Genomic DNA, 12,127 nt, shown 5'->3' on the forward strand with positions numbered 1-12,127 from the left:
TCAACTTCTGATGATCACTTTACTGCTTAGTACCCTTGCGGCCTCAGTGCTGTCTGGGCTAACGGGCGCCGTTCAGATTAGTCTAGGCGACGCGATAGAATCGATCATGCAATCAATTACGAGCGCAACGGCCGGCCAAGCTGCAAATGTGAACAGTGAAACTAGTCTTTCGACATTGGTGCTATTTGAACTGCGCATACCGAGAATCGCCCTCGCACTGATGGTCGGATGCATCTTGGCGCAATGCGGCGCGGTGTTACAGGGGCTATTTCGAAACCCCCTCGCAGATCCCGGCATTATCGGAGTGTCTTCTGGTGCAGCGGTAGGCGCTATCATTGCAATCGTATTACTGCCGGCGAACTGGAAAGCCTGGAGCGTGCCGGTCTGTGCGTTTGCCGCCGGACTCAGCGCGACACTCTTAGTGTATACACTGGCCCGCTCAGCCCGGGGAACATCCGTCGTTATTTTATTGCTTGCTGGCGTTGCTGTGAGCGCGTTCTCGGGCGCGGCCATCGGACTATTAACCTATTTTGCAGATGATAACAGCCTGCGAGAACTGAGCGTTTGGCAGATGGGATCATTATCAAAGGCAAAAACAGAGCAGTTACCGCTCGTCTTTGTGTGTTGTCTCGCACTCATCATTCTATTCCAAAAGCACATCAATGCACTCAATGCGCTGCTCCTTGGCGAGTCGGAAGCCCGGCACATGGGAATTGATGTCGAGCGATTTAAACGAAACACCATCGTATTGGTTGCCATAGGTGTGGGTATTTGCGTCGCCTATACGGGGATTATTGGCTTCATAGGTTTGGTCGTGCCACATGTTGTTCGCATGTTATGCGGGCCAAACCATCGCTTTCTTTTACCCATTAGTGCCGTAATGGGTGGATTATTACTTATTCTCTCGGACTTACTTGCACGCACACTCATCGCACCATCGGAGCTGCCAATTGGTCTGATCACTGCGTTAATTGGTGCCCCGTTTTTTGTCTCTTTACTGCTACGCGAACGCAAGCGGTGGGCGCTATAGCATGGGCAGAATGGGCGCTCAAACGCAACAGACCAAACGTAACAGATCAAACCATTCCAAAGCAAAACGACATGGGTGAGAAAATATGAGCATGCTATCAATTGAGCGTTTGTCTGTAGGAACAATCGACAAGCCACTGTTCACGCTAGAGAAACAGGGGTTTGATAAGGCTTCTTTTTGGGGAATAGTCGGCGCGAATGGCGCAGGTAAATCCTCGTTTCTCAAGGCGATCTCCGGCGATCACGCGTACAAGGGAGAAATACGCTTCCACGATATCGAGCTGCAAGAATGGGATTCGGTTGAGCGCGCTCGTCATATTGGCGTACTCCCTCAGTCGTCGAGCCTAACCTTCTCGTTTAAAGCGCAAGAAGTGGTTTCTCTGGGCCTAACCCCCCTTTCACTCAACCATCATGAATCGAAAAAATTGGTTCGAGCTTGCATGCAGCGCTGCGACTGCGAACATCTCGCTGACGCAGAATACCCCCTGTTATCTGGCGGCGAGCAGCAAAGGGTAAATCTCGCCAGAGTACTGGTACAGATTAGTCATGCGGAACGCACTCCACTACTGTTACTTGATGAAGCACTTTCTGCGCAAGATTTGGGTCACCAGCATCAACTTTTACAGCTCATTAAGAGCCTCTGTATTGAACAAGAGATGCTGATATTGGCCGTGCTTCATGATCTTAATCACGCGCTAAAGTATTGCGATAACACGATGATCATCCACCATGGACAGATCCACAGCACTGGCTTTCCGACTCAGGTCATTGATGAGAAGGCATTAAAGACATGCTGGAACTATGAAGCCGAGTTTCTAAGCAATCGCCAAGGACGAGCTGTCGTCGTATAAGCTCGGATAGACCTTGCCGTATGCCTTGTTGTGATCAATTTTCTCTATACACCATGACCGGGGCATGCCCACAAACAAAAAGCCCCAACGTAAGCTGGGGCTTTTTTACACTTTTGGGCTGAGAAACTTAGAACTCGGCCTCGGCAAAGTCCATCAAGGTTGCTTTGCCCGCTTCAATATCCGCAGCCAAGGCATCCATCTCTGGAAGATACAAACGGAAGAAGTGATCCGCAGCCTTCTTTTTACCCGACAGATAATCTGCACTGTAACGACCTTTCGTACCTTCATCATCTGCTTGCTCAGCCATGCGAGCCCAGAACACCGCAAGCGAGGTGAGTGCAAACATACGCAACAGAGGTGTAGCTGCAGCACCCGCTTCTTCCAGATCTGCCATCAACGTCTTGGCAAGCCCCATCAGCGTTTTGGTTAATTTGGCAATAAATTGCTCGGCCAGCTTTTTGTGTTCAGCTGAAGCCCCTTGGAGCAACTCATTCATTGCGGCCAAGTAAGTGCGAGGTAAGCGTCCACCGCGCATCGTCAGCTTACGCCCGATCAAATCGAGTGCCTGAATACCATTCGTGCCTTCGTAGATTCGTGCGATTCGACCATCTCGCAACAATTGCTCTACCGGCCAGTCTTGCGTGAAGCCGTTGCCGCCCATCGACTGCAAGGCAGAATCACAGCTGAAGTAGCCTTCATCGGTCAAGAAAGACTTCACAATCGGCGTCATGATCTGGAACAAATCATCTGCTTTCTCTCGCTCCGCCTCATCAGCGGCGGCATGCGCTAGGTCTTGCTGATAAGCCGACCAATACGCCATCGCTCGGCCACCCTCGATCAAGACCTTTTGCTTCAAGATCATACGTCGCACATCAGGATGCACAAGAATAGAGTCGGCTGGGCCGTCTGGGTTCTTAGGACCTGCAAGCGAGCGACTCTGTAAGCGGTCTTTCGCGAACGCAAGCGACACTTGATAACCGGTTTCAGCCAAGCCGAGACCTTGCATTCCAACCATAATGCGCGCGGCATTCATCATCGTGAACATGCACTTAAGGCCTTCGTTCTCTTTACCAACGAGCCAGCCCGTCGCACCTTCAAAGTTCATCACACACGTAGCGGATGCTTTGATCCCCATTTTGTGTTCCAGTCCGCCACAAAAGGCAGGATTTCTCGACCCGTCTTCCATGAACTTAGGAACGACAAAAAGGGAAATGCCCTTGCTGCCCGCTGGCGCGTCCGGCAATTTCGCCAAAACTAGATGCACAATGTTCTCAGCCAGGTCATGCTCGCCGCCGGTAATCCATACTTTGTTACCTGTGATCGAGTAACTCCCATCTGCGTTTGGCTCTGCCTTGGTTTTGATCAAGCCTAGATCTGTTCCGCAGTGCGGTTCGGTCAAACACATCGTGCCAGTCCATTCACCGGCCACCAGTTTCGGTAAAAAATAGGTTTGCTGATGCTCATTACCATGGATAGTGAGTGCATCGATAGCGCCATGCGACAAGCCTGGATACATGCCAAACGACAAATTGGTCGAACAGCACATTTCGTCTACGACCACTTTCAAAAAATGCGGAAGGCCTTGGCCACCATGTTCAACAGGCGTTGCTAAACCGCTCCAGCCTCCTTGTTGATAGGTCTGATAGGCTTCTTTAAAACCAGCGGGAGTAGTGACCGCTTTCGTTTCCGGATCATATTGACACCCTTCCCTATCGCCAGACGCGTTAATGGGCTGAAGGACATTCTCTGATAACTTTGCTGCTTCCTCTAGTACAGCACGCTGCATGTCTTCGGTCGCATCTTCAAACTGTTCAATGTTGGCTATGTTGCCAGCTTTCAAAATCTCATAGAGAACAAAGTACATGTCCTCTAAAGGAGCTTTGTAATGATTCACAATTCACCTCTATTCGTTGTTGTGTACTGCTATTACGCAAGGTTTACGAAATTAGGTCAGTGGAATTGCCAATTTCAGTAAATAGCTCAATTTACGCTATTCTTAAGAGGTAAAGTGACGTTCATAATTTAAAAAAAGACGTAAGCGCAACACGCTGAGCGCCAACAACCGGTTACCATATTGAAAACACCCAACGGAACAGACTTGTTAACGATAAGCGCATGCGTTCGCAGCCTAGGCCATCGAACGCTTATGGCAATGGTAATGCTGTTCGCGCTCATCACGTTTCACGTTCATGCTGAGCCGACGATTGACCTAAGCCCAGAAGAAGAAGCCTGGCTTGCCGCAAATCCTGTTATCAAGGTTGGCAACGATCTCGCGTGGCCACCATTCGATTTTTATGAAAATGGCATGGCGCGTGGCTACAGCATGGATTTACTGCGCGAACTTGCCGACATGCTTGGTATTGAGCTTGCCTTTATTCAAGATGAATCTTGGGATGCACTAACCACCAAGTTTGAGAACAAAGAGCTTGATGTTCTAACAGCCTATGAGATTACACCCGAGCACAAAAAACATGCCTTGTTCTCACAGCCTTATCTCAACACGCTCCGCTCCATTATCATTCGCGAAGGAACCGAGTTCCTCAATAACTATCGCGACCTCTATGGCAAAAAAGTCGCGGTTGTGCGTGGTTACGACTATGAAGAGATTATCTCTAGAGACCACCCACAAGTTGAATTAGTGTTGGTAGATACGCCAATTGAGGCACTGAAAAAAGTCTCATTCGGCGAAGCGGACGCCTTTCTCGAAAACAGTGCAGTTGCGGCATATCTAATAAACATTCATGGGTTTCCGAACCTGGAATTTGCGGGTAATCCGGATTTTCCTGGCATGGAAGTTGGCGAACCCATTCGCATTGCCGTTCGTAATGATTGGCCCGAGCTGAACGCTATGTTTCGTAAAGCATTACGCGCGCTCCCTGAGCAATCACGCATTCATCTTCGACAGAAATGGCTGCAAGTCTCAGATAGGTCAAAAAATATAAAGCTTGCGCTAACAGAACAGGAGCGCGCATGGCTGCAGTCAAAGGAAACCATAAAAGTCGCCGTAGACGCATCATGGGCCCCAATCGAATACGAAGATCAGTTCGGCAGGTTTCAAGGCATTTCGTCAGACTATTGGAAACTGCTTGAGGAACAGCTTGGTGTCCAATTTGAGTATGAAACGTTTATTCCTTGGAGCGAGGGTTTAGAAGCCTTTAAAAGAAAAGAGATCGACATCATGAGCTCTTTTGCGCGCACATCGAGCCGCGAAAACTTTACGATTTTCACAGATCCTTTTATTTCTATGCCGATCAGTATCTTCACGCGAAGCGACAATCCTTACGTTGGTAAGTTAGAAAATCTAAAAGGAAGGAAGGTCTCTGTTTTGAGCGGTTCAGCCGCCGAGGAATATTTATCAGAGAGTTACCCAGACTTATTCCTGATCGGTGTAGAGAGTGTTTCCCAAGGTTTGGAGGTGCTTGCAGACAAAAAGTCTGATGCACTTGTAGGCAATCTTGGCATCATCAATTACTACATCAACAAGCATAATATCAGCGACATTCGCATGTCTGGAAACACAGACTTCAACTATGATCTCACGCTTGGCATCCGACATGATTGGCCCGAGCTTGCGCTCATCATGCAAAAAGCGATGAATAGCATTAGTGAAGAGCAACGCGATGAAGTTTTTAATCGCTGGATGTCGGTTAAGTTTGAACATCAAGTGAACTACAACACGATCATCTGGATTGCCCTAATCGCGCTAGCCATAATCTGTTTCGTCGTTTGCTGGAACAGAGTACTTGAAAGGCAAATTCGAGAGCGAACCTCGGAGTTACAACATCAAGCCCATAACGATTCATTAACCAACCTCCCCAATCGTCTGCGCTGCCTTGAGTATTTGGACGAGCTGCGCGCTCAGGCGCAAGAGGAAAACAGCCGCTTCGCTGTCATGTTCATTGACCTGGATGACTTCAAAAGCATCAATGATTCAATGGGACACGAAGCCGGAGATGCACTATTGATTGACGCAGCGATCCGCCTCAAGTCAGTACTCCATAGTGATGACTTTGTCGGTCGTTTAGGAGGTGATGAATTTGTTGTGTTCGTCAAAGAAAAAGGGCGCGAGGGCAACTTTAGCCGAGTCGCCGATAAGATACTTCTCGAATTTAAAAACTCGTTCAATATCGAGAACCGACGCTTAAAAGTATCCGCAAGTATTGGTATTTCTATTTATCCGGATAATGGACAAACATCCTCTGTTCTGCTCAGTAACGCCGATGCCGCCATGTACCATTCTAAAGATATGGGGCGCAGCATTTATTCGTTCTTTACCGCAGACATGAACCAAGAGGTCGAAACCAGACGGCAATATACCGAGCAACTGCACAGAGCTTTACAACTCGGCGAGATTGAATGCTACTACCAACCCAAACTAAGCCTTCCCGACTTAGACATTACGGGCTTTGAAGTATTGGTTCGATGGAACAATCCAGAGCTAGGGCAAGTAAGCCCAAGAGACTTCATTCCGATCGCGGAATCCACCGGACTCATTCTTCCCATCGGACAGTTCGTCTACGAACAGGCGCTCACCAAGCTTTCGGAGCTCCAAGCTATGTTTAAGCGTGACTTTACGATGGCGATCAACCTCTCGCCTCTTCAATTCAGAGATTCAGAACTTGTCGAGTGGATTCGCACTGGCGCTCAGACCTGTAAAATTGATTTCAAAAACATTGAACTTGAGATTACCGAAGGCGTTCTTCTCAATGAATATGACTACGTTGTTACCGCGCTGAACGAATTAACCGCACTCGGTTTGAAAATCTCGCTTGATGATTTTGGCACCGGATACTCGTCTATGAGCTATCTCCGCAAATACCCGTTTGGTAGCCTGAAGATCGATCAAGAGTTTATCCGGGACATGACGGAAGACAACGACGACAGAACACTGGTTAAAACAACGATCGATTTAGCGCATGAACTAGGCATGGAAGTCGTTGCTGAAGGTGTTGAGCTAGAAGAACAGTCAACTATGCTCGCCGCAATGCGCTGCGACACCGTTCAGGGGTATTTATTCAGCAGACCCGTGCCATTTGATCAATTAGTAGCTTATCTCAAAGAGCACAAAACCTTGGGTTCGGATTAGTATAAACCTGCCTCGTATCTGCACCGAAACCGATATCCAATGATCTCTCGCTTCTGAGCGCTTACGAAACACGCATTACCACTCGATAGGTGCGCCGTCCCACGCCACAAAGGAGAGTGTTTTATCCAACGGTTGGTCCCGCATGACTGACACCAAACGCTCAGCAGAAAAGTCGCTTGAAAAAAGCTTGTTGGAAGGCACGTTTGAGCTAAATGGTGCAGAAAGTTGGGACTTCGTGGTACCAGGGTGATAAGCGAGTAGCTTTACATTCGGAAAACGACGCCCAAACTCGACCGACAGAGATTTTAACATCATATTGAGTGCGGCTTTTGATGCGCGATAGCTATACCAACCGCCAAGTTGGTTATCAGAAATGCTACCAACACGCGCCGAAAGTACCGCAACACGCGCAACCACGTTTTTGCCAAACAAACTCGATAGACTTTGCAGCCAAAGCATCGGCATCAACGTGTTCGTTTCCAACACATCCAGCGCGGACTCTCGATCCAGCGTATCGATTCTCTTCTCGGGCTGCAAAGAGCCGTTATGGAGTAAACCGGTCGCAATCACGATATCGAACTCCGGCTGGCCCCCGATAGGAAGCTGTGTTCGAATTTGCTCAACAACTCGAAGCATCGAGGCTTTGCTGCTATCGGACCTTAACAAACTTAATTTGGATTTTCCCGATGCGATGTTGAGCGGTGAGGCGTCTTCAAGAGATCTAGAAACGGCAAAAACCGTCTGAGTGTCTGCATCAGCACAAAGTTGACGGACACATCCGCCACCGATGCCACCAGAGGCGCCAATAACGATCGCAACACGGTTTGAACTATTCATTCCCATATTATCCTGCTTGTGCCGATTGATTATCCCCGAACGGGAACAAACTAACTCTTCTTACTTTCGCAAACACCATTATTACATCGAGCCTGCCCGGTCAGCATCCATGATAAGCGATATCGGTTATCAGCAAACAAAACATACGCTCTGTCTGCAAACCAGCGAATAATTGGCCAGCGCAATAGTTGTACCCACGGTTTTTTACCCACTGCCCTCCAGGCCGCTGCCGTGACATCCAGCCCTTTCAGAACCTTGCCATTCTGCTGCGCATGCAAAATGCGCATAGCCTCATCAAAATTAACATGCCCATAATGGCTTGCGAATTCTTCGCTATGCAAATCCACCAAACGCAGCTTCTTTGTCGTGTCATAGGCTTGCAACGCGCGCATTTCTTTTGCGCAAAGCGGACAGGTACTGTCATAAAAAATGATGAGTTCACTCATATTCTGTTGTCCTTTCTCGTTCAAACGCACTCTTCGCAAACACGTAAGGTACGTTCTCATGTACAGGCAGGATCATTTTAAATAAGCCTATCAAATCTTCAGGCTTGATAGGCTGCGCTATATCACCCTATCATGCCCTTCGCGATTCACATTCGACAACCATTCGTATGTAAATAACAAAACCAATTCGAGAGGAAGTAGAACTAATGGATATTAACGGAGTACCTGCAATTGTGACGGGTGGTGCATCTGGGCTGGGTGAAGCAGCTGCGCGTATGCTCGCAGCGATGGGAGCAAAAGTCAGCATCTTTGATGTGCAAATGGAGCGGGCGCAAGAAGTCGCCAAAGACATCGGCGGCCTGGCGTTTGACTGCGACGTAACCAGTGCAGCAAGCGCCGAAGCTTGCTTTGAACAAGCGCGCGCTCAACATGGCCCCGTTGGTATCGCGGTTAACTGTGCAGGTATTGGTGTGCCGGCGAAGATTCTCGGTAAAGAAGGCCCAATGGCAATGGATTTTTTCAACAAAGTCATTGCTGTCAACTTAAGCGGCTCATTCAATATTATGCGCCTTGCTGCTCATGAGATGCAGGAGCGTGAAGCAAATGGTGATGGAGAGCGCGGCGTGATCATCTCCACAGCGTCTGTCGCGGCCTACGAGGGCCAAATCGGTCAAGCCGCTTATTCTGCATCCAAAGGTGGTATCGTCTCTATGACCTTACCTGCAGCGCGCGAGCTAGCTCGCTACGGTATTCGCGTGCTTGCCATTGCGCCTGGACTGTTTATGACGCCAATGTTAGCGGCGCTTCCGGAGGCCGCTCAAGAAAGTTTGGCAGCAACACTTCCCTTTCCACAGCGCTTGGGTGATCCGAAAGAATACGCTCGCATTGTAAAGGAAATGGTCGAGAACCCCTTACTAAATGGCGAAGTGATTCGAATAGACTGTGCACTGCGCATGGCGCCAAAATAGAGAGAGCAGAATTGAGCATCATCATCGACCGGCTGCTTCGCCGGTCAGATCCACTAAGCGAAAATATCAATTCGATGACCGACTGGTTTGAACGTCATCAATGTGTAACCAATGAGCTTAAAAACAGCATCGACAAAGCGCTTTTAAGCGGTTTTTGCTTCCGACAAACAAGTTTTGCGTTTGCATCTGCGTATCAATCCGCAATGGAGTCCATGTTCCGTTTAGACGGAAAAGCAATCGCTGCACTGTGCCATACAGAAAAAGGCGTGAAAAAACCGCGTGAAATGCAAACAACGCTAACATGCCACAAGGGCAAAACTGTTCTAAACGGCAGTAAATCCTTTGTATCGGGTGGTACAGACGCCGAAGTACTTTTCATTAGCGCTGTCGATCTTCGTGAAACAACAAATGCTGAACAAGCCCATGTGCGTATTGTAAAGTTAGACGCGAAGCGAACAGGAATCAACGCGAAGGCCTTGCCAACCCTTCCCTTTGTTCCCGAGCTAAGCCATGCAGCGCTCGCTCTCAACCAAGTCACCCTATCCGATGAGGATATCGTCGATGGAGATGGGTACAAGGACATGATCAAGCCATTTCGAAGTGAAGAGGATATCCATATCCTTGCCGCTCTCACAGCCCAGAGACTCCGTGTGGCGCTAGATCAGAAGCAAACAGATATTGCGGTGCGTTTACTAAGCCTGGTCTCGTCGATCAAAGGGCTCGAAACGGCAGACCGAAGCGCGCCGTCGTGCCACTTACAATTGGCAGGGGTCAAAGCGTCTTTCGAGGACATCGTTGCCTTGCAAGAACCGCTGATTACGCAGTCGATGCCTGCTTTTCAAGCGGCTTGGCGACGAGACAAAGCCTTACTTTCGATAGCTGAAAAAGCACAGTCGATAAGAACCCAACACGCTTGGGATTACTTTTTGTCAGACCGCTTTTTAGCCGAAGACTCTTTGCGTAGAGACTTTTGAGCCGCTGATTGAACACGGGCAATTTTCTTTGCTCGCGTCTTCGCCGCTTTTTGAAGCTCACGCTGCATCCGGTCTCTGGCAGATTTTATACGAGCAGGTAGTTCGCCCTCGCTGAAGTAAGTATGAATCAGCTCTTGCGACCGCACCCGACCATTTATTTTGAACGTTCGATACTGGTTGCTCTGCTCACGGTCCAACACGCGTGCCTTCACGTTATCGCACCATTGGATATCGAGAACATCCTGAACCATTTGCTGAAGAGATTTGTCGTAAATTGGCGTTGTCACTTCAACTCGGAAATCAATATTACGCGTCATCAAATCGGCTGATGAGATAAAATATTTTGGTTCACCATTGTTGTGGAATGCGTATACGCGCGGATGCTCTAGAAAACGATCGACGATACTAATAGCCTCAATGTTTTCAGAAACCCCTTTTACGCCTGCGACTAAGGACATCATACCCCGACAAATAATGCGGATTCTTACGCCCGCATTCGAGGCCGCATAAAGCAGTTTTACGAGAGGTTCATCGACCAGATTGTTGCATTTGATTTGGATTTCAGCAGGAAGACCTTTTTCCGCATTGCGAATCTCCTGATGAATCAGCTCTGTCAAACCAATTCGTTGAGTCAAAGGAGAGAGCAGCAAGTGCTTATAATCATGTCGACGATAGGTATAGCTAATAAAATCAAACACATTCGCGACATCTTTTCCGATCTCTTGATCCCGCGTGATCAAGCTGAAATCTGTATACAAGGTTGCCGTTTTCTCGTTGAAATTACCGGTACCAATGTGTGAGTAGTAACGGAGCTTTCCTTCTTCCTTCCGCGTAATAGATATGAGCTTTGAATGCACCTTCAGCCCCGGAACACCAAAGATAACATTTACTCCGCCATCGGTGAGCTGATTCGCCCAAGCGATATTATTCGCCTCGTCGAAGCGCGCTTGCAACTCAACCACAGCAGTCACGTCTTTGAAATTGCTTTTCGCCGACAGCAAAGCATCGACAATTCTGGATTGCTTGGCCGCACGATACAAACAGATCTTGATCGATTTTACGGCAGGGTCAATCGCGGCTGTCTTTAATAAATCGATCACTGTATCGAATGAGTGGTATGGGTAATACAGCATAAGATCGCGCTCACGTACCACATCAAAAAGGTTACCCTCTTTACCGATCAGTGAGGCGTGTGGCACCGGCGGCAAAGGTTTGATATCAATATAAGCGGGGCCAACACTTGGAAAACCAATGAAGTCTTTTGAGTTATGGTAACGACTACCCGGCATTAAGCTGTCGTATTTACTTAAGCCGAGCCGCTTCTTCAACAGGACCAGCATATATTCCGGCATTGCCCCGTCATACACTAAGCGCTCAGGCTCCCCTGATGCGCGTTTTTTAATCGATTTAGCCATGCGATCAACCAAACTCTGGTTAATCGCTTCATCAAACTCAAGTTCTGCATCTCGTGTTAACTTGAACACGTAAGCCTCGGCCGTTTTTATATCGATAACGCCACGAAAAACATCCGGCAAGTTATGCAGAATAATGTCTTCCAATACCGAAAACACCTTGGCAGTTCGTCCTGTGCGCGGGGGTAGCTGCACAAACCGAGACAATCGATCTGTTGGCACCTCCAGCACGGCAAATCGCTCCTGATCATCCTGACTAACTACCCGAACAAGCAGGTAGATCATGCCATCCTGAATCTTTGGAAAGGGCCGGTCACTCTTCAAAAAAAGTGGGTCTAACTCGGGTAGAAGCTGCTCTTGAAACAGTCGTTTCGCCTCAGCGCCTTGCTTTTCATCAAACTGCTCGGCAGTGATGATGTAGATATTCCGGCGGCGTAGCGCACGCAATACATCTTTATAGGTTTTGTCGAACTGTATTTGTAGCTTCCGTGTGCAATCTTGAATCATCGTCAAGTGCTCACGAT

The 12,127-nt window shown here is 48.4% G+C and carries 9 protein-coding genes; 5 read left to right on the forward strand and 4 right to left on the reverse strand.

From position 1 onward, the window contains the following. The first annotated feature begins 10 nt into the window (after window positions 1-10). Both A3750_RS15990 and A3750_RS15995 read left to right on the forward strand, forming a co-directional pair. A complete protein-coding gene (locus A3750_RS15990) occupies window positions 11-1,030 on the forward strand; it encodes a FecCD family ABC transporter permease (protein WP_369819949.1) in 1,020 nt (339 codons plus the stop codon). Window positions 1,031-1,115: 85 nt separating this feature from the next. Continuing rightward, window positions 1,116-1,880, forward strand: a complete 765-nt coding sequence (locus A3750_RS15995) for an ATP-binding cassette domain-containing protein (RefSeq protein WP_068451744.1) — start codon at window positions 1,116-1,118, stop codon at window positions 1,878-1,880. A gap of 127 nt (window positions 1,881-2,007) precedes the next feature. Here the strand turns inward: A3750_RS15995 and A3750_RS16000 are convergent, their stop codons facing one another. Further along, entirely contained in the window at window positions 2,008-3,774 is a 1,767-nt protein-coding gene (locus A3750_RS16000) for an acyl-CoA dehydrogenase family protein (RefSeq protein ID WP_156498644.1), read from the reverse strand. 264 nt (window positions 3,775-4,038) lie between these two features. Here A3750_RS16000 and A3750_RS16005 point away from each other — a divergent pair, with 264 nt between their 5' ends. Further along, a complete protein-coding gene (locus A3750_RS16005) occupies window positions 4,039-6,966 on the forward strand; it encodes a transporter substrate-binding domain-containing protein (protein WP_197475082.1) in 2,928 nt (975 codons plus the stop codon). A 75-nt stretch (window positions 6,967-7,041) separates the two neighbouring features. Here A3750_RS16005 and A3750_RS16010 read toward each other — a convergent pair whose 3' ends face one another. Beyond that, window positions 7,042-7,803: an SDR family NAD(P)-dependent oxidoreductase gene (locus A3750_RS16010; protein WP_068451047.1), complete on the reverse strand. Its 762-nt coding sequence runs from the start codon at window positions 7,801-7,803 to the stop codon at window positions 7,042-7,044. Window positions 7,804-7,853: 50 nt separating this feature from the next. Next, window positions 7,854-8,249: a thiol-disulfide oxidoreductase DCC family protein gene (locus A3750_RS16015; RefSeq protein ID WP_068451041.1), complete on the reverse strand. Its 396-nt coding sequence runs from the start codon at window positions 8,247-8,249 to the stop codon at window positions 7,854-7,856. 206 nt (window positions 8,250-8,455) lie between these two features. On the opposite strand from A3750_RS16015, the gene A3750_RS16020 reads away from it, so the two are divergent. Beyond that, window positions 8,456-9,217, forward strand: a complete 762-nt coding sequence (locus A3750_RS16020) for an SDR family NAD(P)-dependent oxidoreductase (protein WP_068451038.1) — start codon at window positions 8,456-8,458, stop codon at window positions 9,215-9,217. Window positions 9,218-9,228: 11 nt separating this feature from the next. Next, the gene (locus A3750_RS16025) at window positions 9,229-10,191 is read left to right on the forward strand and encodes an acyl-CoA dehydrogenase family protein (RefSeq protein ID WP_068451035.1); all 963 of its coding nucleotides are present in this window, start codon (window positions 9,229-9,231) and stop codon (window positions 10,189-10,191) included. Here the strand turns inward: A3750_RS16025 and ppk1 are convergent. Continuing rightward, the coding region (gene ppk1 / locus A3750_RS16030) for a polyphosphate kinase 1 (protein ID WP_156498646.1) at window positions 10,137-12,127 on the reverse strand (1,991 nt) is incomplete at its 5' end. The genes A3750_RS16025 and ppk1 overlap by 55 nt on opposite strands.

The organism is Oleiphilus sp. HI0079, from assembly GCF_001635105.1.

Coding starts and splice junctions, on each gene's coding strand:
- A3750_RS16015 (WP_068451041.1), bottom strand. CDS start 8,249: ATGAGTGAACTCATCATTTTTTATGACAGTACCTGTCCGCTTTGCGCA.
- A3750_RS15995 (WP_068451744.1), top strand. CDS start 1,116: ATGAGCATGCTATCAATTGAGCGTTTGTCTGTAGGAACAATCGACAAG.
- A3750_RS16020 (WP_068451038.1), top strand. CDS start 8,456: ATGGATATTAACGGAGTACCTGCAATTGTGACGGGTGGTGCATCTGGG.
- A3750_RS16010 (WP_068451047.1), bottom strand. CDS start 7,803: ATGAATAGTTCAAACCGTGTTGCGATCGTTATTGGCGCCTCTGGTGGC.
- A3750_RS15990 (WP_369819949.1), top strand. CDS start 11: ATGATCACTTTACTGCTTAGTACCCTTGCGGCCTCAGTGCTGTCTGGG.
- A3750_RS16005 (WP_197475082.1), top strand. CDS start 4,039: ATGCTGTTCGCGCTCATCACGTTTCACGTTCATGCTGAGCCGACGATT.